Raw genomic sequence first — 26,104 nt, forward strand, 5'->3', positions numbered from 1 at the left:
GCCCGCTTGGAGAACTCATCCGTGTTCACGATGATCTCCGCACCCCGCGGCACATCGGCGATGTTCGCCTTCAACGCGGCCGGGTTCATTGCGACGAGGACGTTCGGCGCGTCCCCCGGCGTCAGGATGTCGTGATCCGCGAAATGCAGCTGAAAGGAGGAGACGCCCGGCAGCGTCCCGGCAGGCGCCCGGATCTCGGCGGGGAAGTTCGGCAGTGTCGAGAGGTCGTTCCCGAAGGACGCCGTCTCTGATGTGAATCGGTCACCGGTGAGTTGCATACCGTCACCGGAGTCACCCGCGAAACGGATGATCACCCGATCCAGACGGCGTACATCCTTCTCACCAGCAGGCTTGCGCTGCTCTCCGACGACTGCCCCATCGGCCTGCTCGGCTGGGCTACTGACCTGGCTGGTCACGGAACTGGACCTCCCTCGGGCGGCTGAGCGGGAAGGGCTGGGCGACCGGCCTTCCCAAGGCCCACCCTACGTCTGTAAGGGTCGCCTTCCTGGGGTAGATCGCATGACGGACGCGCTTTTGAGACGCGACAATGCCCCGTTTTGTCGAGATGTGCCCGGCCCCCCGGCCCGTCATGGAAGACGCCCCCACTCATCCTTTGGTTCTAGGACTGTTCTCCGTACTCATGCTGTTGCCGTTGCTCTTGACCATCGCGGACAACAGATAGCTGACGCAGTGTCAGATTGCTAGGAGTTGAGATAGGTGAGAACCGCCAGTACACGCCGGTGGTCCCCGTCGCTCTGGGAGAGCCCCAGCTTCAGGAAGATGTTGCTGACGTGCTTCTCGACGGCACCGTCGCTCACCACCAGCTGCCGGGCGACCGCTGAGTTCGTGCGCCCCTCGGCCATGAGACCGAGTACCTCGCGCTCGCGCGGTGTAAGCCCCGCGAGCACGTCCTGCTTGCGGCTGCGGCCGAGCAGCTGTGCCACGACCTCCGGGTCGAGCGCGGTGCCGCCCTGCGCGACGCGCACCACCGCGTCCACGAACTCGCGCACCTCGGCGACGCGGTCCTTGAGCAGGTAGCCGACGCCACGGCTGGACCCGGCGAGCAGCTCGGTGGCGTACTGCTCCTCGACGTACTGGGAGAGGACGAGGACCCCGAGCCCGGGAAACTGGTGGCGCAGATGCACCGCGGCCCGCACCCCCTCGTCGGTGTGCGTCGGCGGCATCCGCACGTCGGCGACGACCACATCGGGCAGCTCGCCCGCCGAGGAGAGCTCACCGATCGTCTTGATCAGGGCGTCCGCGTCGCCCACTCCCGCGACGACGTCGTGTCCGCGGTCGGTCAGCAAGCGGGTCAGGCCCTCCCTGAGAAGCACTGAATCCTCGGCGATGACGACCCGCACTTTGTCCTCCACGTCCACGGCCCCCCGGCATATTTGATTCTGGTGGTCGGTTGTCCCCCGGCACCTCAGTATCGCGCGTACGAAGGGGCGTTACGGCATTCGAGGACAGACCGGTTGTCCGTGTTCGCTCCTGGCGGGGTTCGCTTCTGGCGGGCACGGCACGGCACGACCCACCCGGTCGCCCCCTGCTGGGGGCGACCGGGTGGGTGAGCGGGTGGGCGCGCGGCGAGCGCTCCGCCGCTAGGCCCGCCAGGGCAACTCGGCCGTCACGGTCGTGGGCCCGCCCACCGGCGAGTCCACGACCAAGATCCCGTCGACCGCGTCGAGCCGCTCGGCGAGCCCGGCCAGACCGGAGCCCGCGGTCACATCCGCGCCCCCCGCCCCGTTGTCGGAGACCTGCAGCATCAGCCGGTCCTCGACCTGCCAGACGTCGACCGCGCCTCGGGTCGCCCGCGCGTGCTTGCTGATGTTCTGCAGGAGCTCGGAGACCGTGAAGTACGCGATGCCCTCGATCGCGGCGGCGGGACGCGCGGGCAGGTCCACCTCGACGTTCACCGGGACCGTGCACCGGGCGGCGAGCGCGGAGAGCGCCGCGTCCAGACCGCGGTCGGTCAGGACGGCCGGGTGGATGCCGCGGGCCAGGTCGCGCAGCTCCTGGAGGGCGACCTTCACCTCGCCGTGCGCCTCGCCCACCATGCGTGCGGCGGCCTCCGGGTCGTCCGTCAGCTTCTCCTTGGCCAGACCCAGGTCCATGGCGAGCGCCACCAGGCGGGCCTGCGCTCCGTCGTGCAGGTCGCGCTCGATGCGGCGCAGGTCGGCCGCCGCCGTGTCGACGACGACTCCGCGGTCCGACTCCAGCTCGACGACGCGCGTCGCCAGGCTGGAGGGGCCGAGCAGGCCGACGACCATGACGCGGTCGACGGTGGTCAGGGCCCGGATGATCCAGGGGGCGGCGAGCGTGATCAGCAGGCCGGTGAGGGCGGTGACGCCGATCTCGAAGGGGTTGTCCAGGTAGACGCGGTGGTTGTCGTCGCCGTAGAGCTGGATGCCGCCCTGGCCGCCGTAGAGCGGGTAGAGCCACTGCCACAGGGGGTACGTGAGCATCGCCCAGCCGTACGTCCAGAAGACCACCGACACGGTGAAGGAGAAGACCGCCCACGGCATGTGGAGGACGGAGTAGAGGACGTGCCGCCAGGAGACACCGCTCTTGAGTGCGGCGCCCATCCACGCCATCGGGCCGCCGCCGTTCTTGGGCCGCAGCGGCTCGGGGTTCGCCACCTCCACGTCGAGCAGCGCCCGCGCCCGCACCCGCTCCAGCGAGCCGAAGCCGCGGCAGGCCGCGAGCCCGGCGGCGAGCACCGGGATGCCGATGAACGTGACAAGGAGGCCGACGCCCAGCGACAGCATCGTGACGGCGAACGTGAACGTGACGATGCTGATCGGCAGGCTCAGGAGCACATAGCCGAACTCCTTCCAGGCACGGGCCTCGATCGGCGCGCGCAGCCCGGCGGGGAGGCGGCGCCGCCGCTCATCGAGGTCGGATCCCCGGAACTCCGAACGGTCCATGCGTCCGTACTCCTGTCCGTACTCCGGTCCGTACTCCGTGGCCATCGGTGTCGTCCGTTTCTGCTCGGTCGTGCGCTGCCTCTTGGGTCACGCGCTGGTTCGGCGCCGTATCTCAAGAGTGCTGGCCGCAGGTGATCCGGACCATGTGGTGCGTAGGTGTCTTCGATCGGGGGTTTTCCCTACCCCCGGGCATCGCGGTCCCAGTCGTGGCCCCGGTCGCGGTCCCGGTCCCGCCACGGCAGCTCCGCCGTGATCGTCGTGGGGCCGCCCTCCGGCGACTCGATCACGAACAGGCCGTCGACCGCGCCGAGCCGGTCCGCGAGCCCCGCCATCCCCGTGCCACCTTCCAGGCTCGCGCCGCCCCGCCCGTCGTCCCCCACCTGGATGAGAAGCCGCTGGTCGGCGCGCCACACGTCCACGGAGGCCGAGCGCGCCCCGCTGTGCTTGCTGACGTTCTGCAGGAGCTCGGAGACCGTGAAGTACGCGATGCCCTCGATCGCGGCGGCCGGGCGCGTCGGCAGATCGGCCGTCACCTTCACCGGCACCGTGCAGCGCGACGCCACCGAGGAGAGCGCCGCGTCCAGGCCGCGGTCGGTCAGGACCGCGGGGTGGATGCCGCGGGCGAGATCGCGCAGTTCCTGGAGGGCGAGCTTCACCTCGCCGTGCGCCTCGTCGACCATCGCCGCCGCGGTGTCGGGGTCCTCCAGGAGCTTCTCCTTGGCCAGGCCGAGCCCCATGGCGAGCGCCACCAGGCGGGCCTGCGCGCCGTCGTGCAGGTCGCGCTCGATGCGGCGCAGGTCGGCCGCCGCCGTGTCGACGACCACACCGCGGTCCGACTCCAACTCCACGATGCGCCGCTCCAGTTCGTCGGAGGGCGAGAGCAGCCCGCGCACCATCACGCGGTCGGCGTTGGTCAGGCCGCGCACGATGTAAGGAAGCACGGGCCAGAGCACGAAGAGCCCGAGCGTGGTGACGGTGAACGTCACCACGCCCCACGGCAGCCGCATGAACGCGTACAGCATCGTGCGCCAGCCGACCGGATCCTTCAGGCTCGACCACAGCCAGCTGAAGAAGCCGTACCCCTGCTGCTTCGGCATCGGGCTCGGCTCGTCGATCCGCAGCCCGAGCAGTCCCCGCGCCCGCGCCCGCTCAGCCCTGCCGATCAGCCGGGCGCCGAGCAGCGCGGCGGCGAGCAGCGGCAGGCCGATGACCGTCACGGCGAGAGCGCCGCCGGCGGCGAGCGTCACGACGACATAGACGAAACCGGCCACTCCCAGCGGGAGGTTGGCGAGGAGGTGCGCGATCTCCTTCCAGGTCTGCCGGTCGTACGCCGCGAAGCGAGCGGGGGGCGGCGAGGACGTGGCTGACGTGGCTGAGGACATGGCGCGTGCGGTCATAAGCGCTAGGGTGCACGGCTCGCCGCGGCGATGCCATGAGGAGGACCGCCCGGACACTCGGGGGATAACCCCACCTGTGGAGGGAACGCCATGGGGGGATCAGTCCTTGCCGATGCGTGACGCTCTGCTTACCTCGCCTTTAGCAGGCCCTAGACTCCCGTGCGTACAGATCGTCGAACAGTGATGAGTGTCAGAGGCGGTCAGGGAGTGAGGGGCTGACGTGCACGTGACGAATGTCGCGGCGAGCTACTACCAGTCGTACTCCGTCGTCGGACTGCTCGCCGTCGTCGGCGTGCTGTTCGTCGCCGTCGCCTTCGGCGCGGGGCGGTTGTTGCGTCCCGTCGTGCCGACACCCGAAAAGCTCCTGACGTACGAGTGCGGCGTCGACCCGGTCGGCGAAGGCTGGGCCCACACCCAGGTCCGCTACTACGTCTACGCGTTCCTCTACGTCATCTTCGCCGTCGACTCGATCTTCCTCTTTCCATGGGCGACGGTCTTCGCCGCGCCCGGCTACGGTGCGACGACGCTGGTGGAGATGTTCATCTTCCTCGGCTTCCTGACCGTGGGCCTGCTGTACGCATACAAGAAGGGCGTCCTCACATGGACGTGACCCCGGAGCGTCCTCGCACGGACGTCACCCCGGAGCCCGTGCTCCTGCCCGAGCCGACCGTGCTCCCCACGCCCGAACCGCAGAAGCTGGGCGTGCTGTCGCGCCTGGCCCCCGAGCCGATGAAGGTGGTCCTCAACTGGGGCCGCCGGTACTCGTTGTGGGTCTTCAACTTCGGCCTCGCCTGTTGCGCGATCGAGTTCATCGCCGCCTCCATGGCCCGGCACGACTTCATCCGGCTCGGCGTGATCCCGTTCGCGCCGGGCCCGCGCCAGGCCGACCTGATGGTGGTGTCGGGCACGGTCACGGACAAGATGGCCCCGGCAGTGAAGCGCCTGTACGAGCAGATGCCCGAGCCCAAGTACGTCATCTCCTTCGGCGCCTGCTCCAACTGCGGTGGCCCGTACTGGGATTCGTACGCGGTGACCAAGGGCGTCGACCAGATCATTCCGGTCGACGTGTACGTACCCGGCTGCCCTCCCCGCCCCGAAGCGCTGCTCCAGGGCATCCTCAAGCTCCAGGAGAAGATCGCGGCGGAGTCGCTGGGCGAGCGGTACGGCAACGGCAAGGGGAGTGGCAACCGGCCTTCTACGGCGGCTCTGCAGAGCGGACTGGTGAAGCCGCCGGAGGCAACGGGACCCTCAACCTCGGCTCCGGGGGAGGAGAAGGCATGACCGGCTGGCTGCCGAGCCCCGTCGAGGAGCTCTTCGGAGCGGAGGCCACGGCGGACGAGTCGTACGACCTCTTGACGGTCGACGTCCCGCCGGGCTCGTGGATCGCGGCGCTCGAAACCGCGCGCACGACCCTGACCTGCACCTACTTCGACTGGCTGAGCGCCGTCGACGAACCGGGCACGGGCTTTCACGTCTCGGCCCACGTCGTCGCGCTCTCTCCGGTACGTCGTCTCCTCATCCGTACGACCGTCCCGCACGACGCCCCGGTCCTGCCGACCGCGGTCGACGTCTACGCGGGCGCGGCGTGGCACGAGCGCGAGACGCACGAGATGTTCGGCGTAGTTTTCGAAGGCCACCCGCACCTGGTGCCGCTGCTCCTGCCGGACACCTTCGAAGGCCACCCCCTGCGCAAGGACTTCGTCCTGGCCGCCCGCGTCGCGAAGGCGTGGCCTGGCGCGAAGGAGCCGGGGGAGTCGGAGCACGGCGGTCCCAAGCGACGCCAGATGCTGCCCCCCGGCGTACCCGACCCGAACGAATGGGGCCCCCTGAAGGGCCAACTCCCCGCGGCCCCGGCCCGCCCGGCCCGCGGCGCCGCCCGCGCGGCAGGCGACCGCCCGGTCCGCCGGACACGCACAGCGGGGGAGGGCTCGGCGAGCCAGGCGCCTGGAACCGCTGGTCAGACAGCCGCCGACCAGCCCGAGGCTCCGGCAGCCCCGCGCCGGGCGCGCAGCGTGAGCCAGGGATCGGCGTCCCAGCGCTCGGCGCGGGAGACCCCACCGGCCGCCCCGGCCGCCCCGGCCACCCCGGCGGCACCGGCGGCACCGGCGGCCCCGGAGGCACCGGCCGCACCGGAGGCTCCCGCCGCTGTGAGCCCGGAGTCACCAGCGGCACCGGAGACCCCGGCGGCCCCGGAGTCACCAGCAGCCCCGGAGGCCCCGGAGGCCCCGGCGGCTCCTGCGGCCCCCGCCGCTCCTGCGGCCCCCGAGGCTCCTGCACCCGAAGCTGCCGCGTCCGGCCCCGAGCCGCAGCGCGAGAAGCCCGCGGCCAGTTCCGATGCGCCGTGGCACCGGGCCCGCCCGGCGTTCGAAGACACCGAGGCGCCCGAGCCCGCTCCCGCTGAGCCCCAGGCGCCCGAGCCCGCTCCCGCCGAGCCCGAGCAGTCCACCGACAGCGCCGACACCCCCCAGACCGACGACGAGCGCCCAGGAGGCTCGGAGTGACCGACGCGCTCGACGTCGCCCTGCGTCTCCTCATCGTCTTCGCCGTCTTCCTCGTCCTGCCCCTGGTCATCGGCCAGACCGAGCACAAGGTGATGGCCCACATGCAGGGCCGCCTCGGCCCCATGCACGCGGGCGGCTTCCACGGCTGGGCCCAGCTCGTCGCCGACGGAGTCAAGTTCGCGCAGAAGGAAGACGTCGTACCGGCCCAGGCCGACCGCCGCATCTTCCAGCTCGCCCCTGCCGTCGCCCTGCTGCCCTACCTCCTCGTCCTGGTGGCCATCCCCATCGGCCCGAGCGAAGGCGCCGTCGGTCAACTCGTCGACGCGGGCATCTTCTTCGTCCTCGCGGTCATGGGCATCGGCGTACTCGGCTCGCTCATGGCGGGCTGGGCGAGCGCCAACAAGTTCTCCCTCCTCGGCGGCCTGCGCACCGCCGCCCAGCTCCTCGCGTACGAACTCCCGATGCTGCTCGCCGCGGCCTCGGTCGCGATGGCCGCAGGGACGGTGTCACTCCCCGGCATCCTCAACGCCTTCGAGTGGTGGTGGCTGCCCTGGCAGATCGTCGGCGCCCTCGTCTTCTTCATCGCGGGCCTCGCCGAACTCCAGCGCCCGCCCTTCGACATGCCGGTCGCCGACTCGGAGATCATCTTCGGTGCGTACACCGAGTACACGGGCTTGCGTTTCGCCCTCTTCCTCCTCGCCGAGTACGCCGGAATCGTCGTCCTCTGCGGCCTCACCACAGTCCTCTTCCTCGGTGGCTGGCACGGTCCTTGGGGCGCCGACGGCCTCGGCTGGGTCTGGACCCTCCTGAAGACGGGTGTGCTCGCCTTTTTGGTGATCTGGCTGCGCGTCAGCTACCCCCGTCTCCGCGAGGACCAGCTCCAGAAGCTCTCCTGGACCTTCCTCGTCCCGCTCGCCCTCGCGCAGATCGCGCTCACCGGAATCGTGAAGGTGGCGATCAACTAAATGCCTCCGATCCCTGGCAGCGGCCTGGCCAAGGGCCTCGCCGTCACCCTCCGCACGATGACGAAGAAGACCGTCACCGAGCAGTACCCGGAGCACCAGCCCGAACTCCCGCCCCGCACTCGAGGCGTCATCGGGCTCTTCGAGGAGAACTGCACGGTCTGCATGCTCTGCGCCCGCGAGTGCCCGGACTGGTGCATCTACATCGACTCCCACAAGGAGACGGTCCCGGCGGCCGTCGAGGGCGGCCGGGAGCGCAGCCGCAATGTCCTCGACCGCTTCGCCATCGACTTCTCCCTCTGCATGTACTGCGGCATCTGCATCGAGGTCTGCCCCTTCGACGCACTGTTCTGGTCCCCGGAGTTCGAGTACGCCGAGACCGACATCCACGAACTCACCCACGAGCGCGACAAGCTCCGCGACTGGATGTGGACGGTCCCCGCCCCGCCGGCCCTTGACCCCGCGGCCGAGGACCCCAAGGAGATCGTCACCGCCCGCAAGGCGGCGGAGAAGCTGGCCGCCGCACAGGAAGCGGAAGCAGCCGCCTCGGAAGCAGCCGCCCCGGAGGGAGACGCGTGACCCTCGCAGCCGCCGCCACTTCTCTGGCGGCCGACGCCCCCCAAGGCTTCCTCTCCCCGACGGGAGTGGAGATCGCCTTCCTCCTGGTCGGCCTCGTCACCCTCGGCTCGGCCATCGTCACCGTCACCACCAAGCAGCTGGTGCACGCCGCCCTGTGGCTCGTGGCGACACTCGGCGGCCTGGCCGTCGAGTACCTCCTGCTCACCGCCGAGTTCATCGCGTGGGTGCAGGTCCTGATCTACGTCGGCTCCGTCGTCGTACTCCTCCTCTTCGGTCTGATGCTGACGCGCGCCCCCATCGGCCGCTCCCCGGACGCCGATTCGGGCAACCGCCCGGTCGCGCTCGCGGTGGCCGTCCTCGCCGCGGCCTCCCTGGTCTGGGTGGTCGTCGACGCCTTCCGCACCAAGTGGATCGACCTCGACCGCGCCGCCGACGAGGCGCAGGGCTCCACCGCAGTGACCGGCGAGTTCCTCTTCAAGCACTGGGTGCTGCCCTTCGAGGCCCTTTCGGTCCTGCTCCTCGCCGCCCTGGTCGGCGCGATCGTCCTCTCCCGCAGGAACGCCAAGAACGCCACCACCCCGGAGGGAGACCGCTGATGCACCTCGCCTATCCCGCCGTCCTGGCCGTCCTCCTCTTCTGCGTAGGCCTGTACGGAGTGCTCGCCCGCCGCAACGCGATCCTGGTCCTGATGTCCGTCGAGCTGATGCTCAACGCCGTCAACCTCAACCTGGTCGCCTTCGACGTCTGGCTCCGCGACGCCCTCCACTCCGGCCAGGCCCTGACCCTCTTCACCATCGCCATCGCCGCCGCGGAGATCGGCATCGGCCTCGCGATCGTCCTCGCGGTCTACCGCAACCGCGGCTCCTCCGCGGTCGACGACCTCCGTGACACCGCCGAGGGCCCTGAGGACGACCCCGGGGACGCCGGGGACGCCGCCGGTGAAGAGCCCGCCCCGGCCAAGTCCTCGCAGAAGTCGCAGAAGGCTGAGGCCACCGCGTGACCACGACCACCCTCGCCGTACTCGTCCCCCTCCTGCCGTTCCTCGGCGCGGTCGCCGGCCTGCTGCTCGGCCGCACCGTCCCGGGTCTCGTACGCCCCCTCGCGGTGCTGCCCACCCTGGCGGCGCTGGTCCTCGCCGTCGTGGTCGCGGCCCGCCACGGAGGCGGCGCCGACATCGACTCCGCCACCGAGCTCACCCCGACCGGCTCGGTCCCCATCGAACTCGCCCTGCACGTCGACGGCTTCGCCGCCCTGGTCGCCGTCCTGGTCGGCGTCGTCGCCTCCTGCGTGCAGATCTACTCGACGGGCTACCTGCGCGACGACCCGCGCTACCCCTCGTACGCCGCTCTCGTCTCCCTCTTCACCTCCGCGATGCTGCTCGTCGTCTACTCCGGCGACCTGATGGTGCTCCTGGTCGGCTGGGAGATCATGGGCATCTGCTCGTACTTCCTCGTCGGCCACTACTGGGAGACGCCCGAAGCCCGCGCCGCCTCCCTCAAGGCCTTCCTGGTCACCAAGCTCGGCGACGTCCCCTTCCTGATCGGCCTGTTCGCGCTCGCCGTCGACGCCGGTTCGTTCCGCATCACGACCGTCCTCGGAACGGTCGCGGGCGGCGGCCTCGACCACCCGACGCTGATCGCCCTGCTGCTCCTCGCCGGTGTGGCGGGCAAGTCCGCGCAGTTCCCGCTGCACACCTGGCTGCCCGACGCGATGGCGGGCCCCACGCCAGTCTCCGCGCTCATCCACGCCGCGACGATGGTCGCCGCCGGTGTCTACTTCGTGGCCCGGCTCCTCCCCGTCTTCGCCGAATCGGCAGCAGCCCTGGTCGTCCTCGCCGTCATGGCCGCCGTCACGATGGCAGGCTCGGCCCTCGCGGCGCTCGCCCAGGACGACATCAAGCGCGTCCTCGCCTACTCGACGATCGGCCAGCTCGGCTATCTGACCGGGGCCCTCGCCGTCGGCGACCGCGGCGCCGCCGTCTTCCACCTCCTCTCGCACGGCGCCTTCAAGGCGCTCCTCTTCCTTGGCGCCGGCGTGATCATCCACGCTGCCGGCACCAACTCCCTCGCCGCGATGTCCCGCATGAAGGGCCTGCGTGACCGGGTCCCCGACGCCTTCTGGACGATGACCGTGGCGCTCCTCGCGCTCGCCGCGATCCCGCCCTTCAGCGGCTTCTTCTCCAAGGAAGCCGTCCTGGGCGCCGCCGAGCACGCGGCCACAGGCCACTCCGAGATCGCGCCCACCGCGGCGGGCTGGATCGTGCTCGTCGCCGGTCTCGTCACCGCCCTCCTCACCGCCGCCTACGCGACTCGCTTGTGGCTGCTCGCCTTCAACGGCAGGGGCCCCGAAGCCCCGGATCACGGTCGCCAGCCCGTCACGATGACCGCCGTGCTGTGGGTGCTCGCCGTCCCCTCGCTCGCCTTCGGTCTCACCGTCGGTGTCCTGCCGGACTGGTTCGACGGCCACTCGCTCAACCCGACGCTCACCACGTCCGTCCTCGGCACCGGACTCGCCCTCGTCGGCGGGCTCGTCACGTACGGGGCGTGGCGCCACACCACGGCGCTGGCCGTCCGCCACCCGATGGGCGCGGTCGCCGCCGACACCGGGGCCGACGGAGGCCTGGTCGAAGCAGAGGCCATCGCCACGCACGCCCCCGCCTACGGAGACGTGGCCCAGGCCCACGACCCGGCCGACCCCGGCCGCCTCCTGCTCGGCCCGCTGCACCGGCACGCCGCCGTCGGTTTCCACCTCGACGCCGTCTACGCCGCCCTGTTCGTGCGCCCCGTCCAGGCAGCCGCGCGCCTCGTCCGGTTCCTCGACCGCGAGGTCGTCGACACGTACGTACGCGGTGCGGGCACCGCACCCCGCTGGCTCGGCGCGGCCGTCCGCCGCGCACAGACCGGCAATGTGCAGACCTACCTGAGCGCGCTGCTCGCAGGCACCGTCGTCCTGGCTGTCGCCGCCGTCCTCGTCGCCACCGCCGGAGCGTGAGCAGCCGTGATCGATATCAGTGAATCCGTGATGCAGCTTCTTCTGGCGTTGATCGTGGTCGGCCCGCTCATCGGCGCCGTGGCCGCCCTGCTCCCGGCCCCGCCCGGACTGAAGGGGAAGTCGCCCGACCAGGCCGTACTCCGCCACGGCGTGGTCGTGACCGGCGCGATCCTCATCGCCGCGATCGTCCTGGCACTCGGCTTCAACCATGACCAGCCGTCAAAAATGCAGGCCACGACCGATATCAGCTGGATCCCCGCACTCGACGTGCGTATCCACCTCGGCATCGACGGCATCTCGCTCCCCCTCCTGGTCCTGACCGCGCTCCTGACCTTCCTCTGCGCGCTGTACTCCTACTTCAAAATGCCTGCGGGCCCGTCTCCCAAGGCATTCGTCGCGCTGATCCTCGTACTCGAGTCCGGCACCCTCGCGACCTTCGCCGTCCTCGATCTGCTGCTGTTCTTCCTGGCGTTCGAGATGGTCCTCATCCCGATGTACTTCCTCATCGCACGCTGGGGCGGCGCCCAACGCACGCAGGCCGCCTGGAAGTTCATCCTCTACACACTGCTCGGCTCCGTCGTGATGCTGCTCGGCCTCCTCCTCATCGGCCTCGATTCCGGCACATTCGACATGGTGGCACTCGCCACTGACAACGGCCGGGGCCTGACCACATCCGTGCAGGTCATCGCCGTTCTGGCGGTCGGGATCGGCCTCGCGGTCAAGACGCCGATGTGGCCGCTGCACAGCTGGCTGCCGGACGCGCACACGGCCGCGCCCACCGTCGGCTCGGTCCTGCTGGCCGGGGTGTTGCTGAAGATGGGCACGTACGGCTTCGTGCGGATCCTGCTGCCGATCACGCCCGACGGAATGCAGACCTTCGCGCCGTACCTCGCGGCCTTCGCGGTCGTCGGGATCATCTACGGATCGCTGGCCTGCCTCGCGCTCGCCAAGCAGGGCGCGAAGGGTGACCTCAAACGCCTCATCGCGTACTCGTCCGTGGGCCACATGGGCTTCGTCCTGCTCGGTATCTCGACGATGAGCCCGACCGGCGTGAACGGCGCGCTCTTCGCCAACATCGCGCACGGCCTCATCACCGGTCTGCTGTTCTTCCTCGTCGGCGCGCTGAAGGACCGCACCGGCACCAGCGATCTCGACACCCTCGCGCAGGAATCGGGCGCCGCGCTCTACGGCAAGGCCCCCCGCCTCGGCGGACTCCTCGCCTTCGGCGCCGTGGCCTCGCTCGGCCTTCCGGGCCTCGCCGGGTTCTGGGGTGAAATGCTCGCCCTGTTCGGCGCGTTCAAGCCCGCCGACGAGCTGAGCCGCCCGGCCTTCCTCACCTTTATGGCGATCGCGGCCGTCGGCACCCTGCTCACTGCCGCGTACATGCTCATCGTCGTACGCCGTGTCTGCATGGGCCCGGTGCCCCAGGGACCCCAGGCGTCGCAGGGCGCCGCCAAGACCGACACCCCGGCGCTCGCCGACGTCCAGGGCTACGAGTTCGCCGCCTGGACCCCGCTCGTCGCCCTCACCGTCCTCGCCGGACTCTGGCCCGCCGCTCTGCTCGGCCTCACCGACCCGGCCGTGCAGCAGCTCCTCTCAGGAGGCAAGTCGTGACCGTGGCCGCCGAAAGCGCCGCCGGCGTCGTCCAGTCCGTCGACTGGCTCGCGATCGCTCCGCCCACCATCGCGGCGGTCGTCGGTCTCCTCGTGCTCGTCGCCGACCTCTTCGTGGGCGACCAGAAGAAGGCGCTGCTCGGCTGGATCTCCGTCGCGGGACTTGCCGCCGCCGCGCTCTCTCTCCTCCCGATCCTGGACGACGACCGGTCGACGTTCTGCCTCACCAGCGGCGCGGACGCCTGCAGCTACACCGCCGACCGCTTCACGCTCGTCATCCAACTGCTCGTCCTGGGCGGTGCCTTGCTGGCCGCGCTGCTGTCGATGAGCGCCCTCAAGGACGCGAACGGCACGAAGAGGGAACTCCCCGAAGGGGAGTTCTGGTTCCTGCTGCTCGCCTCCGCGGCGGGCGCCGCGCTGCTGCCCGCCTCCCGTGACCTCGCGACGCTCGTCGTCGCCCTGGAGGTCGCCTCGCTGCCCGCCTTCGCGCTCGTCGGCCTCAGGCACGGCGACAAGCGGTCCTCCGAAGCGGCCCTGAAGTTCTTCCTCTCCTCCGTCACCGCGACCGCCGTGACGCTGATGGGCGTCAGCTTCGTGTACGCCGCGACGGGCACCCTGCACCTCACGGAGATCGCCACCGAGCTCCAGCAGGTGGACGGGCAGTTGGACACGCTCGCCCAGACCGGCGTCGCCCTCACTCTCGTCGGCTTCGCCTTCAAGGTGGCCGCCGTGCCCTTCCACTTCTGGGTGCCCGACACCTACGTAGGCGCCCCGTTGCCGGTCGCGGCCTACCTCTCCGTGGTCGGCAAGGCGGTCGGCTTCACCGGCCTGATCCTCGTCACCGTCGTCGCCTTCCCCTCGTACGCGGACGTGTGGGGCCCGGCACTCGCCGTGCTCGCCGCCCTCACCATGACCGCGGGCAACGTGGCGGCGCTGCGCCAACAGGCCACGCGCGCGTACAGCGCGGTCCGCCTGCTCGCCTGGTCATCGGTCGGTCAGGCGGGATACCTCCTGGTGCCGATCGCCGCGGCCGGATACGCCGACAACCCCGCCGAGGCCGAGAAGGCCATCGGCTCCACCGTCGCGTACGCCCTGATGTACGCGGCGGTGAACCTGGGGGCCTTCGCCGTCGCCGCGCTGGTCGGCCGTACGCAGCGCCTGAACCGCGTCAGCGACTACCGGGGCCTGTACGCGCGCAGCCCCCTCGCCGCCCTGGTGCTCGGCTTCTTCCTGCTCTGCCTCGCGGGCCTGCCGCCGGGCATCATCGGCCTCTTCGCGAAGGTCACCGTCTTCTCGGCGGCGGTCGACGCGGGCCTCGGCTGGCTCGCCGTGGTGATGGCCGTGAACGTAGTGATCGCGCTCTTCTACTACCTCCAGTGGACCGCGCTGCTGTTCCGCGCCCCCGAGGGCGAGCCGGTCAAGCACAGCGTCCCGGCCCCCTTGACGGCCGCCATCGCCCTGACGGCGGTCCTCGGCATCGCGCTCTCCGGGGCGCCGCAACTCGTCCTGAGGTTCTCCGACACCGGCCTCTTCTGACGCGCCCCCCTTGTCGACAGGGCCGCTCGGACATCACCCGAGCGGCCCACACCACTCCTGCAGCGCTCCCGCGCGCACAAGGGAACTAGTGCTCCCCGCCTGGCGTTGACCAGTACGGGAGGGTCCACTGAAGAGTGGAAGCACCAGTAGACAGAGGGTTCCCCCAAGCACCACAGGAGGGCGTACCGTGCACCGCCGGCACAACGGGCTGAAGACCGCCGTACTCCTCGGGGGACTGTCCGCTCTCATCCTCGTCATCGGCAGTTTCTTCGGACGTACGGGCTTGATCGTCGCGCTCTTCGTGGCGCTCGGCACCAATGCGTACGCGTACTGGAACAGCGACAAGCTCGCCCTGCGCGCCATGCGCGCGCGTCCGGTGAGCGAATTCGAGGCGCCCGAGCTGTACCGCATGGTCCGCGAGCTCTCCACCCAGGCCCGCCAGCCCATGCCCCGCCTCTACATCTCGCCCACCGAGGCGCCGAACGCGTTTGCGACGGGCCGCAACCCGCGCAACGCGGCGGTGTGCTGCACCGACGGCATCCTGCGTCTCCTTGATGAGCGAGAGCTGCGGGGTGTCATCGGGCACGAGCTCAGTCACGTCTACAACCGCGACATCCTGATCTCGTCGGTCGCCGGCGCACTCGCTTCCGTCATCATGTTCCTGGTCAACTTCGCCTGGCTGATCCCGATCGGCAGGTCGAACGACAACGAAGGCCCCGGCATCTTCGGCATGCTCCTGATCATGCTCCTGGGTCCGCTGGCCGCCTCCGTCATCCAACTCGCGATCAGCCGTTCCAGGGAGTACGAGGCGGACGCGTCCGGCGCGCAACTCACGGGGGACCCGTTGGCCCTCGCCAGCGCCCTGCGTAAGCTCGACGCGGGCACCAAGCAGCTTCCGTTGCCGCCCGAGCCCCGCCTCGAGACCGCAAGCCACATGATGATCGCGAACCCTTTCCGTCCGGGGCAGGGCATGTCCAAGATGTTCTCCACGCATCCGCCGATGGCGGAGCGCATTGCCCGGCTCGAGCAGATGGCAGGTCGCCACCAGTGAAGACAATCCTGAACGTCATTTGGCTCGTCCTCTGCGGCTTCTGGATGTTCCTCGCCTACCTCCTGGCCGGCCTGGTCCTCTGCATCACGATCATCGGCATCCCGTTCGGCCTCGCCAGCTTCCGGATCGGCCGCTATGCCCTGTGGCCCTTCGGATACACGACAGTCGAGCGCCGCGACGCGGGCGCGCCGTCCTGCGTCGGCAACGTCCTGTGGTTGATCCTCGCGGGCTGGTGGCTCGCGCTCGGCCACATCGTCACCGGCTTCCTCCTGTGCGTCACGATCATCGGCATCCCGCTGGGCGTCGCCAACTTCAAGCTGATCCCGGTGTCGTTGATGCCGCTCGGCCGCGACATCGTGCGCACGGACCAGCCGTTCGCGGTGCGCTGAGGCGACCGCACGCCCCTGGAGCGGAGGTTGTGGCATACGCCGCACCCCGCCGATCACCGCAACCGCGCCCCGCTCTCGTGTCGTCCTACAGGGCGACAGCACGACAGAGGGGCAGGTTTCACCGCATGGGCATCATCAGCTGGATCGTTCTGGGGCTGCTCGCCGGTGCCGTGGCCAAGGTCCTGTTGCCCGGCCGCGACCCGGGCGGTTTCATCGGCACGACCGTCATCGGCATCGCAGGCGCCTTCATCGGCGGCTGGCTCTCCGCCCGCTATCTCGACCGCCCGATCACCAACGACTTCTACGACGGCGCGACGTGGGCGGCGGCGATCGGCGGCTCACTCGTCCTGCTCGTCGCCTACCGCATCTTCTTCGGCCACTCGCGCCGCTGAGTCACGTGCGCCCCTGGAGGCGTCGATCCCCCGATCTGCGGCCAGCAGCAAGGGCGGGCACCCGAGCCGGGTGCCCGCCCTTCGGCGTCGTACGAGAAATCACCCTTAGGTACTGGCAAGGGATCACCAGTACTTACTGGCGGCTACCGGTAGTTGACGAACTGCACCGCGAAGTCGAAGTCCTGCCCCTTGAGCAGCGCCTGTACGGCCTGCAGGTCGTCGCGGCTCTTCGAGCTGACCCGCAGCTCCTCGCCCTGGACCTGCGCCTTGACGCCCTTGGGGCCCTCATCGCGGATGATCTTGGCGACCTTCTTCGCGTTCTCCTGGGAGATGCCCTCTTCGATCGAGGCGAAGATCTTGTACTCCTTGCCGGACAGCTGCGGCTCGCCCGCGTCCAGCGACTTCAGTGAGATGCCGCGCTTGATCAGCTTGGACTGGAAGATGTCGAGGATCGCCTTGACCCGCTCCTCGCCGTTCGCCTCCATCAGGATCTTCTCGCCGGACCAGGCGATGGAGGCACCCGTGCCCTTGAAGTCGTAGCGCTGCGAGATCTCCTTGGCGGCCTGGTTGAGGGCGTTGTCGACCTCCTGCCGCTCGACCTTCGAGACGATGTCGAAACTGGAGTCGGCCATGTCCTGTGGCTCCTTGTATCGGGGTCTGCGTACTGAGCTGGTGCACGGCCTTCGCTCCCCGGCCGCACCCGCAAAGCCTAGCCACCGCCCCCGCGCCGGGTACTGATCAATCGGGTGGCGAAGCACCCCTGTGCATCAGGTATCGTTTACGTCGTTGCCACGGAGCGCCCGCGCAAAGCGATCGATTCCAGGCAGCGACCCAGGCGGTGTGCCCGAGCGGCCAAAGGGAGCAGACTGTAAATCTGCCGGCTCAGCCTTCCCAGGTTCGAATCCTGGCGCCGCCACACGAAGGAGACCCTCTCCGATCTTGCGGAAACGCAAGGCGGAGGGGGTCTTTTCGTACGCTGAGGCCATGTCGCCCATGCCGTCCACGCCGTCATCGTCATCGCGCCGCAGGAACTGCCCCGCGTGCCGTCGTGAAATCGCCGTCGTCGGGGGGCGGTTCGCCCGCCACGATCCGCCGGGTCGGCAGGGCAGCGGCGACCTCGTCTCCTGCCCCGGTTCCCGCAGGCAGGCCCTGCTGGGCGCCGCACAGCCCGCTCTGGACGGCTACACCGTCCCGGACTTCCCCGGCCAGCTCCCCCTGTTCTGAGGCGCTCTCACGGCCCTCCAGGGCGTCCTGGGGTCGCTTGGGGCGGTCACGGCTGGCGTACGTCCATCCGGGTCACCAGGCCGTCGTCCCGGAAGGTGTAGACGTGCTCGACCGTGGTCGGCGCCCAGTGGTCGCCCGTCTCGTCCCGCAGGCCCGGCCGCACGGTCGCCACGACCCGCCGCCCGTCGTCGTCGAGCCGCAGCCGCTCCAGGTGCACCAGTGGGTGCATCACCGCGAACTGCCGCGCCCAGTAGGCACGGACCGCCGGGATGCCGCGGGCCCGGGTGTTGTCCAGGAGGTTCGGCCAGTTCACGTCGGGTGCCAGGGAGCGGGGGATGAACGCGTCACGCTCTTCGGTGCCGAAGACGGCGTACATCTGCCGCAAGAGGGCTTCCTGCGCGGCGGGCACATCGGAGGCGGGCATGGCGTTCGTTCCTCACGTAGGCGGCACCTTCCAGCCAAGCACCGCCCCGCGCGTGGGACATCCCTCAGGAGACCGACTTCGCGTACGGACGTCAGTTCCCTGCTCAGAGAGTTCAGAGAGTGCGGAGAGTTCGGAGACGGACGTCAGTTCCCCGCAACGGACTTGACCGCCACGGACACCGGAGTGGACCCGCTGATCAGCTCCAGTGTCAGGCCCGCCGTCGCCGACGAGTCGACCAGCTCCGCGAGCACCGCTGCCACGTCGTCGCGCGGGATCGGCCCGCGGCCGGTCGACGCCTCCAGGCGCACGAGACCGGTGCCCGCGTCGTCCGTCAGCATGCCGGGGCGCAGGATCGTCCAGTCCAGGGCCTTGCGGCCGCGTACGGATGCGTCGGCCTCGCCCTTGGCCCGCAGATAGGCGTCGAAGATCTCGTCGCCCTTGTGCGCGGGGTCGGCGCCCATGGACGACACGACTACGTAGCGCCGCACTCCCGCGCGCTCCGCCGCGTCCGCGAAGAGCACGGCGGCGTCGCGGTCCACGGTGTTCTTGCGTTCGGCCCCGCTGCCGGGACCCGCGCCCGCTGCGAAGACGGCGGCGTCGGCGCCTTCCAGAAGCCCGGCCACCTCGTCCACGGACGCCGACTCCAGGTCGCACAGGGCCGCTTCGGCACCCGCGTCCCGCAGGTCGCCTTCCTGTCCCGCTCTGCGGACGAGCCCGACGACCTCGTCACCCCGCGCGGCGAGCAACCGCTCGAGCCGCAGCGCGATCTGACCATGACCTCCAGCGATGACAATGCGCATGTCTCCGACCGTACGGCAGCCCCCGCATGATCGCCCCGCGCACGCGGGAGCACGTTCAGGAGGTGTCGCCCGCCCTCAAGCCCGCCCTCAGGAGGGTTCCGCGCCCTTCGGCCGCCCCGGACCGCTCCCCTTCGAGCGGCCCTGCCGCGGCAGGTCGAGTGCCACGGCGGCAGCCGAGTCGCAGTACTCCCGCACCGCGCTCGTCCGTGCCACCACGCGCCCCCGGTGCACCACGATGCGGCTGTACGCGAGCGAGAGCGCCCCCGCGAGATGGTCGCCGCGCACCGCGAGCAGCTCGGCTGGGAAGCCCGCCTCCACCCGCACCTGGGAAAGCCCCATGGAGGCCCGTGCCGCCCCGCTCACCGTGCCGTACGCGTCCTCGGGGCGCAGCCCGCACCGCGAGGCCAGCAGATAGGCGGCCTCCAGCGGATCCCCGCGCCCCACGGGGTTCGACACGTCCCGCATGGCTCCGCTGCCCGCGGCCACCCGCACCCCGGCCGCCCGCAGCAGCCGTACCGGCGCCACGGCGCCCCGCCGGTCCACGCTTCCGCAGCCGCCCTGCGGCAGGCACACCACGGTCACTCCGGCCGCCGCCAGCTGCTCCGCGGTCCGCGCCGCCACGTCCGACGGCAGCCGCCCGAGCCCTCCGCACGGCCCGATCGTCACCCCGGGGCGCAGCCCGCCCGCCATCGCCGCGAGCCGCCCGAGCCGCGCCGGATCGCTGCCGTCCGTGTGCAGGTCCACGGGGCAGCCGTGCTCGGCGGCGACCTCAAGGACCGTCTCCACGTACCCCGTGGGATCGGGGTCCAGATCGGGGCAGCCGCCCACTACGGAGGCGCCCATTTTCACCGCGTCCCGCAGCATCGCGAGCCCGTCGGCGCCGGCCACCCCGGTGAGCAGCCGCGGCACGGCCACGGTCGTCAGGTCGACCAGGCCACGCAGTGAACGCCGCGCCTGCAGCACCGCCTCCATCGAGGTGAGCCCGGGGAGGTCGCCGATGCGCACGTGTGAGCGCAGCGCCGTCGCGCCGTGCCCGAGCTGCAGCAGGGCGGCCTCGGTGGTCCGGCGCTGGACGTCGGCGAGTTCGTACGAGACCGGGCCATCCGCGTCCGCGGACAGGGCCGTGTCGCTGTGCGCGTGCGGCTCGGCGGCGGCCGGCAGCAGGAGGTAGCCGCCGAGGTCCACGCGCGTGGCGTGTGCGGTCAGGCTGCCCGCCGTGCCGACCGCTTCGATGCGCCCGGAACCGAGCCGTACGTCCACGGTCCGGCCGTCGGTGAGCCGGGCGCCGCAGAGGAGCAGTGCGGTGGCGTCGGCGTCATCACCTGAGGAGCCGGAAGAGCCGGAGGAGTGGGGCTGCGGCTGGCTGTCGGGCATCGCGCTCCTGAGGTTCGGGGGCGGCTGCGGGGCGTGGCGTCGTCCGGCACCGGGCGTCCGGAATCAAGCGCCGGGGCGTCCGGGGTCAAGACGTCCAAGATCACGCAGCGTGGGTCGAGCCTAGGGTGACGACCGGCCCTCTTCGAGGAAGAGCGAAATAGTCGTACCGGCGTGGTGCGCGGCTCTGAAGAGGCATCGTGCCCGGCTCCGAAGAGGCGTGCTGCGCGGTTCTGAAGAGGCGCGGTGCGTGGGGCCGAACGGAGTGGCGCGAGGGCCCGAACCGGTGTGGCGCGAGGCGTCGAAGTGACGTGGTGAGGCGGCCGTGACGGCCGCCGGGATGCCCCTGGACAGCCCCGACGAAACGGATTTGGGCGATCGGCGACCGACCGTGTAATGTCTTCATCGCTCGCCCCAATAGCTCAGTCGGTAGAGCGTCTCCATGGTAAGGAGAAGGTCTACGGTTCGATTCCGTATTGGGGCTCTGATGTCGAGTGATCCTCGCCTTCGGGCGGGGGGATCCGGCATCTACAGCGGTGTAGCTCAGTCGGTAGAGCAAGCGGCTCATAATCGCTGTGTCACCGGTTCAAGTCCGGTCACCGCTACTCAATTGGTAGCCGATTGTGGGGTCGGACCTTCGATCGGCTACTCTTTTTTTGCGTTCATCCGTCCATCCGTCCGTCAAGGAGCACTCACGTGGCTGCCACAGACGTCCGCCCGAAGATCACGCTGGCCTGCGTGGAGTGCAAGGAGCGGAACTACATCACCAAGAAGAACCGGCGTAACGACCCGGACCGTCTTGAGATGAAGAAGCACTGCCCGCGCTGCAACGCGCACACTGCGCACCGCGAAACGCGCTAGACACAGGCTCGTACACGAGGCCGTCCCCGTTTTCTGGGGGCGGCCTCGCGTCGTTCACCCATACCTGCAGGAGGTACCGAGTCCATGGCGCTCGACCAGTCCTTCGTAGGGCGGTCCTACCCGCCCACCGATCCCTATGAGGTCGGCCGGGAGAAGATCCGTGAGTTCGCCGAAGCGGTGGGCGACACCAATCCCGCGTACATCGACGCGGAGGCCGCCAAGGCGCTCGGGCACCCGGATGTGATCGCCCCGCCGACCTTTGTGTTCGCCATCTCGTTCAAGGCCGCGGGCCTGGTCATCGAGGACCCGCAGCTGGGGCTCGACTACAGCCGCGTCGTGCACGGGGACCAGAAGTTCGCCTACACCCGCCCGGTGCGGGCGGGGGACCGGCTCACGGTCACCTCGACCATCGAGGCCATCAAGTCGCTGGCGGGCAACGACATCCTGGACATTCGCGGCGAGGTCCACGACGAGGCCGGCGAGCACGTCGTGACCGCCTGGACCAAGCTCGTCGCGCGCGCGGCGGCGCCTGCGGCAGAGGGAGCGTGACGCGATGACCGCCAAGATTTCGTACGACAGCGTCGAGGTCGGTACCGAGCTGACGGCCCAGAGCTTTCCTGTGACGCGTGACACGCTCGTGCGGTACGCGGGAGCCTCCGGTGACTTCAACCCGATCCACTGGAACGAGAAGTTCGCGGTCGAGGTCGGCCTTCCCGACGTCATCGCGCACGGCATGTTCACCATGGCCGAGGCGATCCGCGTGGTGACGGACTGGGTGGGCGACCCGGCCGCCGTCGTCGAGTACGGCGTGCGCTTCACCAAGCCCGTCGTGGTCCCGAACGACGACAAGGGGGCGCTGATCGAGGTCAGCGCCAAGGTCGCCCAGAAGCTCGACGACGACCGGGTCCGGGTGGACCTGGTGGCGAAGAGCGGGGACCAGAAGGTCCTTGGGATGTCGCGCGCGGTGGTTCAGCTCGCCTGATCTTCGTAGGCAAGGCACTGGTGACAGGCGGCACTAGTGACAGGCGGCGCCAGTAAGGGGCATCCACCATGGGCGGATGCCCCTTACTCACGCCCTTCGCACGCCCCTTACTCACTGCTCGCGGCGCATCGCTCGTGCGGGCCTTGACTTAGGTAGTGATTGACCACTAACTTAGCCACATGGTCAGGATGAGTGCAGAGGAGCGGCGCGAGAGCGTCATCCGCGCGGCGATGATCGAGTTCGCCCGCGGTGGCTACAACGGGACGTCCACCGAGGTGATCGCCAAGCGCGTGGGTGTCTCGCAGCCGTATCTCTTCCGCCTCTTCCCGGGGAAGCAGGCCATCTTCCTTGCCGCGTCCGGACGCTGCTGCCAGGAGATCACCGAGGTCTTCCGGAAGGCGTCCGAGGGGCTCGAGGGGGAGGGGGCCCTGCGTGCCATGGGCGAGGCCTATCAGGCGCTCATCGCCGACGACCCGGACAAGCTGCTCATGCAGATGCAGATGTACGTCGCCGTGGCCTCCGCGGAGGCGTCCGGTGACCGGGAGTTCGGTGAGGCGCTGCGGGCCGGCTGGATGGAGATGTACGACACGGTCCGCCTCGCGCTGGGGGCGGACGTCCGTGAGGCGACGCAATTCCTGGCGGACGGGATGCTGATCAACGTCCTGGTGTCGATGGGGTTCCAGCCCGATCACCGGGTGTGGACCGGTTTCGACGACTCGGGGCAGCCCAAGGCGTGAGGTGCGTGTGCCGGGGGGGGTGCGCATGTGTGTACCCAAGAAAGTTAGTCATCAATAACTAACCACAGGGGAAGCAATGTCACAGCAGACAGCACGGCGCGGGCAAGCGGCCTGGGCCCTCGCCATCACCAGCGTCGCCGGATTCATGGCGGCCCTCGACAACCTCGTCGTCACCACTGCCCTGCCCGCCATCCGCGAGGACTTCGGGGGAGCGCTGCACGACCTCGAATGGACGGTGAGCGCCTACACCCTCACCTTCGCCGTGTTGCTGATGTTCGGCGCGGCCCTCGGCGACCGCTTCGGGCGCCGCAAGCTCTTCATGGCGGGACTCGCGGTCTTCACCGGAGCCTCAGCCGCCGCGGCCCTCGCGCCCGGCATCGAGGCGCTGGTCGCCGCCCGCGCGGTCCAGGGCGTCGGCGCCGCGATCATGATGCCGCTGACGCTGACCCTGCTGACGGCGGCCGTGCCGGTGGCCAAGCGCGGGATGGTCTACGGGATATGGGGCGCCGTCAACGGCCTCGCGGTCGCCAGCGGTCCGCTCGTCGGCGGCAGCCTCACCGAGCACGTGTCCTGGCAGTGGATCTTCTGGCTGAACGTTCCGCTCGGCGTCGCGCTGCTGCCGCTGGCCCGCCTTCGGCTCTCCGAGTCGCATGGCACCGGAGCGCCGCTCGACATCACCGGGACGCTGCTGGCCAGCGGCGGGCTCTTCGGCATCGTGTACGCCCTGATCCGCGGCAACATAGACGGCTGGACCAGCGCGACCGTCCTCGTCGGTCTGATCGGCGGTGGCGCGCTCCTGGCCCTCTTCGTGCGCCACGGCATGCGCGCCGAGAACCCGATGCTGCCGATGCGGCTCTTCCGTAGCCGCGCGTTCTCGGCGATCAACGCCGCGAGCTTGCTGATGTTCGTCGGGATGTTCGGCTCGATCTTCCTGCTCAGCCAGTTCCTGCAGATCGTCCTCGGATATTCGCCCACCGAGGCGGGCCTGCGGATGCTCCCCTGGACCGGCATGCCGATGATCGTCGCGCCCATCGCGGGCTATCTCTCGGACCGGATCGGCGGTCGCCCCGTCGTGACCGCGGGCCTCGTGCTGCAGGCCGTCGGCCTCGCCTGGTTCGCGGCCGTCGTGGAGCCCGATGTGTCGTACGCCGCCCAACTGCCCGCCCTGATCATCAGCGGGGTCGGCATGGCGCTGTACTTCGCACCGGCCGCGAACCTGGTGATGTCCAGCGTCCGCCCGTCCGAGCAGGGCATCGCGTCCGGCGCCAACAACGCCCTGCGGGAGGTCGGCGGCGCCCTCGGCATCGCGATCCTCGCCTCGGTCTTCTCCGCCCAGGGCGGCTACGGGCCCGCCCAGTACTTCGTGGACGGCCTCGTGCCCGCACTGTGGGTCGGCGCCGCACTTGTCGGCGTGGGCGCGGTGGCCGCCGCGCTGCTCCCGGGGCGGACGGCCGCGACCGGGAAGGCGGTCGGTGCCGTACCGGCCGCCGCCGACGAGCGCACACCTGCGGGCGTCTGAACCGGTTCCGCCCGGCCTCACCCCACGGTCCGTGGCCCCGCCCGAGCGGCGGCGCCACGGACCGTACCCTTGTGCACGTGCAGGAACTCCACGATGCCCCCCTCGCCCCGCTGACCACCTTCCGGCTCGGCGGTCCCGCGGCCCGTCTGATCACCGCGACGACCGACGCCGAGGTGATCGCCGCCGTCCGCGAAGCCGACGACTCCGGGACCCCGCTGCTGCTCATCGGCGGCGGATCGAACCTCGTCATCGGCGACAAGGGCTTCGACGGCACCGCTCTGCGCATCGCCACGAAGGGCTTCGAACTCGACGGCACGAAGCTCGAGTTGGCGGCCGGTGAGGTGTGGACCGACGCGGTGACCCGCGTCGTGGAGGCCGGCCTCGCGGGCATCGAGTGCCTCGCCGGGATCCCCGGCTCCGCGGGCGCCACGCCGATCCAGAACGTGGGGGCGTACGGCCAGGAGGTCTCGTCGACCATCACCGAAGTGATCGCGTACGACAGGAAGACGCACGAGACGGTCACCGTCTCGAACGCCGAGTGCGAGTTCTCGTACCGCCACAGCCGCTTCAAGGCCGACCCCGACCGCTTCGTGGTCCTGCGCGTCCGCTTCGAGCTGGAGGACGCCCAGGGAATGAGCGCCCCCCTCAAGTACCCGGAGACGGCCCGCACCCTCGGCGTGAACGCGGGTGACCGGGTCCCGGCGGCCGTCGCCCGTGAGACCGTCCTGAAGCTGCGGGCGGGCAAGGGCATGGTGCTCGACCCCGAGGACCACGACAGCTGGTCGGCGGGGTCCTTCTTCACCAACCCGATCCTCACGGAGGACGAGTTCGCCGCCTTCCACGCGCGCGTGGTGGACCGCCTCGGCCCGGACGTGGCGCCCCCCGCCTTCCCGACGGACGACGGACGCGTGAAGACCTCCGCCGCCTGGCTCATCGACAAGGCGGGCTTCACCAAGGGCTACGGAGAGGGCCGGGCCCGCATCTCCACCAAGCACACCCTCGCCCTCACCAACCGCGGCGGCGCGACCACGGAGGACCTGCTTGCCCTCGCCCGTGAGGTCGTCGCCGGAGTGCGGGACGCCTTCGGGGTCACGCTGGTCAATGAGCCGGTGACGGTGGGCGTCAGCCTCTGAGCCGCTGGTGGGGCCCCTGGTGGGCGGCTAGTAGGCCACGCCCACGCCCTGCTTCACCGTCGACAGATCGTCGATCACCGCCAGCATCGCGTGCGCCACATCGGCCCTTCCGATGAACCGCCCGCTGGTCGGCGTGCCACCCACGACCTTGCGGTAGACCCCCGTCACCGGCTTGTCCTGGAGCCTCGGCGGGCGCACGGACGTCCAGTCCGTCGCGCTGCTCGCGAGGTCGGCCTCCATGACCCGCAGGTCGTCGTACACGGGCTTCAGGATCTTGCTGACCAGCGATCCCACTAGCCGGTCGGTCAGCGGCTGACGCTCGGCCCGAGGGCCGACCGGGGCCGCGCTCACGACCACCAGCCTGCGTACCCCCTCGGCCTCCAGCGCGCGCACCACCGACCGCGTGAGCACGGTCGTGATCCCCGCGTCCGCCTTCTTGCGCGCCCCGAGCCCCGAGAGGACCGCGTCCCGCCCGGACACCGCCGCTCGCACGGCCTCCGGGTCGGTCGGATCCGCCCGGAACACCTCAAGGCCCTCTCCCGTCGCGCTCAGCCGCGCGGGGTCACGCACGACGGCCGTGACCTCATGGCCCGCCGCGAGTGCCTGCCGGACGATCTCCCCGCCGACACCGCCGGTCGCACCGAACACCGTGAGCTTCATTGCGCACCCTCCCCAAGTGGGTAAGTATTCACTCACCCCTAGAGTGAGTATTCGC

The 26,104-nt window shown here is 70.2% G+C and carries 29 protein-coding genes and 3 tRNA genes; 23 read left to right on the forward strand and 9 right to left on the reverse strand.

Annotation, left to right across the window (positions count from 1 at the left end):
* From AC5P1C_RS36265 to AC5P1C_RS36280, 4 genes are all read right to left on the reverse strand, one after another.
* Positions 1 to 416, reverse strand: a 416-nt coding sequence (locus AC5P1C_RS36265; protein WP_493870258.1) for a 2-oxoacid:acceptor oxidoreductase family protein, incomplete at its 3' end; no start/stop codon positions are given.
* A gap of 285 nt (positions 417 to 701) precedes the next feature.
* Positions 702 to 1,361: a response regulator transcription factor gene (locus AC5P1C_RS36270; RefSeq protein WP_308429567.1), complete on the reverse strand. Its 660-nt coding sequence runs from the start codon at positions 1,359 to 1,361 to the stop codon at positions 702 to 704.
* Between the two features lie 240 nt (positions 1,362 to 1,601).
* Positions 1,602 to 2,972 carry a sensor histidine kinase gene (locus AC5P1C_RS36275; protein ID WP_493870259.1) on the reverse strand — a complete coding sequence of 457 codons (1,371 nt, stop codon included), beginning with the start codon at positions 2,970 to 2,972 and terminating at the stop codon, positions 1,602 to 1,604.
* 134 nt (positions 2,973 to 3,106) lie between these two features.
* Entirely contained in the window at positions 3,107 to 4,324 is a 1,218-nt protein-coding gene (locus AC5P1C_RS36280) for a sensor histidine kinase (RefSeq protein ID WP_493870260.1), read from the reverse strand.
* 220 nt (positions 4,325 to 4,544) lie between these two features.
* On the opposite strand from AC5P1C_RS36280, the gene AC5P1C_RS36285 reads away from it, so the two are divergent.
* The 13 genes from AC5P1C_RS36285 (at position 4,545) to AC5P1C_RS36345 (ending at position 16,338) form a co-directional block, all read left to right on the forward strand.
* Positions 4,545 to 4,934, forward strand: a complete 390-nt coding sequence (locus AC5P1C_RS36285; protein WP_266863289.1) for an NADH-quinone oxidoreductase subunit A — start codon at positions 4,545 to 4,547, stop codon at positions 4,932 to 4,934.
* The gene (locus AC5P1C_RS36290; RefSeq protein ID WP_493870261.1) at positions 4,925 to 5,605 is read left to right on the forward strand and encodes an NADH-quinone oxidoreductase subunit B; all 681 of its coding nucleotides are present in this window, start codon (positions 4,925 to 4,927) and stop codon (positions 5,603 to 5,605) included. Before AC5P1C_RS36285 ends, AC5P1C_RS36290 begins: the two co-directional genes overlap by 10 nt.
* Complete coding sequence (locus AC5P1C_RS36295) at positions 5,602 to 6,825, forward strand: NADH-quinone oxidoreductase subunit C (RefSeq protein ID WP_493870262.1); 1,224 nt, start codon at positions 5,602 to 5,604, stop codon at positions 6,823 to 6,825. Before AC5P1C_RS36290 ends, AC5P1C_RS36295 begins: the two co-directional genes overlap by 4 nt.
* On the forward strand, positions 6,822 to 7,790 hold the full coding sequence (locus AC5P1C_RS36300; RefSeq protein WP_493870263.1) for a complex I subunit 1/NuoH family protein: 969 nt from the start codon (positions 6,822 to 6,824) through the stop codon (positions 7,788 to 7,790). Before AC5P1C_RS36295 ends, AC5P1C_RS36300 begins: the two co-directional genes overlap by 4 nt.
* The gene (locus AC5P1C_RS36305) at positions 7,791 to 8,366 is read left to right on the forward strand and encodes a NuoI/complex I 23 kDa subunit family protein (RefSeq protein WP_493870264.1); all 576 of its coding nucleotides are present in this window, start codon (positions 7,791 to 7,793) and stop codon (positions 8,364 to 8,366) included.
* Positions 8,363 to 8,962, forward strand: a complete 600-nt coding sequence (locus AC5P1C_RS36310; RefSeq protein WP_493870265.1) for an NADH-quinone oxidoreductase subunit J family protein — start codon at positions 8,363 to 8,365, stop codon at positions 8,960 to 8,962. The genes AC5P1C_RS36305 and AC5P1C_RS36310 overlap by 4 nt, the downstream gene beginning before the upstream one ends.
* Positions 8,962 to 9,366 carry an NADH-quinone oxidoreductase subunit NuoK gene (nuoK, locus tag AC5P1C_RS36315; RefSeq protein WP_493870266.1) on the forward strand — a complete coding sequence of 135 codons (405 nt, stop codon included), beginning with the start codon at positions 8,962 to 8,964 and terminating at the stop codon, positions 9,364 to 9,366. The genes AC5P1C_RS36310 and nuoK overlap by 1 nt, the downstream gene beginning before the upstream one ends.
* Positions 9,363 to 11,357 (forward strand): NADH-quinone oxidoreductase subunit 5 family protein, encoded by a 1,995-nt coding sequence (locus AC5P1C_RS36320; RefSeq protein ID WP_493870267.1) that lies wholly within the window; start codon positions 9,363 to 9,365, stop codon positions 11,355 to 11,357. The genes nuoK and AC5P1C_RS36320 overlap by 4 nt, the downstream gene beginning before the upstream one ends.
* Positions 11,358 to 11,363: 6 nt before the next feature.
* On the forward strand, positions 11,364 to 12,971 hold the full coding sequence (locus AC5P1C_RS36325; protein WP_493870268.1) for an NADH-quinone oxidoreductase subunit M: 1,608 nt from the start codon (positions 11,364 to 11,366) through the stop codon (positions 12,969 to 12,971).
* Complete coding sequence (locus AC5P1C_RS36330) at positions 12,968 to 14,506, forward strand: NADH-quinone oxidoreductase subunit N (RefSeq protein ID WP_493870269.1); 1,539 nt, start codon at positions 12,968 to 12,970, stop codon at positions 14,504 to 14,506. The genes AC5P1C_RS36325 and AC5P1C_RS36330 overlap by 4 nt, the downstream gene beginning before the upstream one ends.
* A gap of 187 nt (positions 14,507 to 14,693) precedes the next feature.
* A complete protein-coding gene (gene htpX, locus AC5P1C_RS36335) occupies positions 14,694 to 15,557 on the forward strand; it encodes a zinc metalloprotease HtpX (RefSeq protein ID WP_249588360.1) in 864 nt (287 codons plus the stop codon).
* Positions 15,554 to 15,946 carry a YccF domain-containing protein gene (locus tag AC5P1C_RS36340; RefSeq protein ID WP_493870270.1) on the forward strand — a complete coding sequence of 131 codons (393 nt, stop codon included), beginning with the start codon at positions 15,554 to 15,556 and terminating at the stop codon, positions 15,944 to 15,946. Before htpX ends, AC5P1C_RS36340 begins: the two co-directional genes overlap by 4 nt.
* A 125-nt stretch (positions 15,947 to 16,071) precedes the next feature.
* Positions 16,072 to 16,338, forward strand: a complete 267-nt coding sequence (locus AC5P1C_RS36345) for a GlsB/YeaQ/YmgE family stress response membrane protein (protein ID WP_493870271.1) — start codon at positions 16,072 to 16,074, stop codon at positions 16,336 to 16,338.
* A gap of 143 nt (positions 16,339 to 16,481) precedes the next feature.
* Here AC5P1C_RS36345 and AC5P1C_RS36350 read toward each other — a convergent pair whose 3' ends face one another.
* Complete coding sequence (locus AC5P1C_RS36350) at positions 16,482 to 16,970, reverse strand: YajQ family cyclic di-GMP-binding protein (protein WP_393473025.1); 489 nt, start codon at positions 16,968 to 16,970, stop codon at positions 16,482 to 16,484.
* 202 nt (positions 16,971 to 17,172) lie between these two features.
* Between AC5P1C_RS36350 and AC5P1C_RS36355 the strand changes: the two genes are divergently transcribed.
* Positions 17,173 to 17,254, forward strand: a tRNA-Tyr gene (locus AC5P1C_RS36355).
* Between the two features lie 68 nt (positions 17,255 to 17,322).
* Positions 17,323 to 17,562 (forward strand): hypothetical protein, encoded by a 240-nt coding sequence (locus AC5P1C_RS36360; RefSeq protein WP_493870272.1) that lies wholly within the window; start codon positions 17,323 to 17,325, stop codon positions 17,560 to 17,562.
* Between the two features lie 46 nt (positions 17,563 to 17,608).
* Here AC5P1C_RS36360 and AC5P1C_RS36365 read toward each other — a convergent pair whose 3' ends face one another.
* From AC5P1C_RS36365 to AC5P1C_RS36375, 3 genes are all read right to left on the reverse strand, one after another.
* Positions 17,609 to 17,986, reverse strand: coding sequence for a nuclear transport factor 2 family protein (locus AC5P1C_RS36365; protein ID WP_493870273.1), 378 nt, complete (start codon positions 17,984 to 17,986; stop codon positions 17,609 to 17,611).
* Positions 17,987 to 18,129: 143 nt separating this feature from the next.
* Positions 18,130 to 18,786, reverse strand: a complete 657-nt coding sequence (locus AC5P1C_RS36370) for an SDR family oxidoreductase (protein ID WP_493870274.1) — start codon at positions 18,784 to 18,786, stop codon at positions 18,130 to 18,132.
* Positions 18,787 to 18,873: 87 nt separating this feature from the next.
* Complete coding sequence (locus AC5P1C_RS36375; protein ID WP_493870275.1) at positions 18,874 to 20,160, reverse strand: amidohydrolase family protein; 1,287 nt, start codon at positions 20,158 to 20,160, stop codon at positions 18,874 to 18,876.
* 408 nt (positions 20,161 to 20,568) lie between these two features.
* On the opposite strand from AC5P1C_RS36375, the gene AC5P1C_RS36380 reads away from it, so the two are divergent.
* The 8 genes from AC5P1C_RS36380 (at position 20,569) to AC5P1C_RS36415 (ending at position 25,389) form a co-directional block, all read left to right on the forward strand.
* A tRNA-Thr gene (locus tag AC5P1C_RS36380) sits at positions 20,569 to 20,641 on the forward strand.
* Positions 20,642 to 20,689: 48 nt separating this feature from the next.
* Positions 20,690 to 20,762: transfer RNA gene (locus AC5P1C_RS36385), tRNA-Met, on the forward strand.
* Positions 20,763 to 20,853: 91 nt separating this feature from the next.
* Positions 20,854 to 21,018 (forward strand): 50S ribosomal protein L33, encoded by a 165-nt coding sequence (gene rpmG, locus AC5P1C_RS36390; protein ID WP_004571794.1) that lies wholly within the window; start codon positions 20,854 to 20,856, stop codon positions 21,016 to 21,018.
* A gap of 84 nt (positions 21,019 to 21,102) precedes the next feature.
* Complete coding sequence (locus AC5P1C_RS36395) at positions 21,103 to 21,567, forward strand: FAS1-like dehydratase domain-containing protein (RefSeq protein WP_493870276.1); 465 nt, start codon at positions 21,103 to 21,105, stop codon at positions 21,565 to 21,567.
* Between the two features lie 4 nt (positions 21,568 to 21,571).
* Entirely contained in the window at positions 21,572 to 22,000 is a 429-nt protein-coding gene (locus tag AC5P1C_RS36400) for a MaoC family dehydratase (protein ID WP_493870277.1), read from the forward strand.
* A 179-nt stretch (positions 22,001 to 22,179) separates the two neighbouring features.
* Entirely contained in the window at positions 22,180 to 22,737 is a 558-nt protein-coding gene (locus tag AC5P1C_RS36405) for a TetR/AcrR family transcriptional regulator (RefSeq protein ID WP_493870278.1), read from the forward strand.
* A 76-nt stretch (positions 22,738 to 22,813) separates the two neighbouring features.
* Entirely contained in the window at positions 22,814 to 24,256 is a 1,443-nt protein-coding gene (locus tag AC5P1C_RS36410) for a DHA2 family efflux MFS transporter permease subunit (protein WP_493870279.1), read from the forward strand.
* 77 nt (positions 24,257 to 24,333) lie between these two features.
* On the forward strand, positions 24,334 to 25,389 hold the full coding sequence (locus tag AC5P1C_RS36415; protein WP_493870280.1) for a UDP-N-acetylmuramate dehydrogenase: 1,056 nt from the start codon (positions 24,334 to 24,336) through the stop codon (positions 25,387 to 25,389).
* Between the two features lie 27 nt (positions 25,390 to 25,416).
* On the opposite strand, the gene AC5P1C_RS36420 is transcribed toward AC5P1C_RS36415, so the two are convergent.
* Positions 25,417 to 26,049, reverse strand: coding sequence for an NAD(P)-dependent oxidoreductase (locus tag AC5P1C_RS36420; RefSeq protein WP_493870281.1), 633 nt, complete (start codon positions 26,047 to 26,049; stop codon positions 25,417 to 25,419).
* Positions 26,050 to 26,104: the final 55 nt, after the last annotated feature.

Source organism: Streptomyces sp. A18 (genome assembly GCF_059026065.1).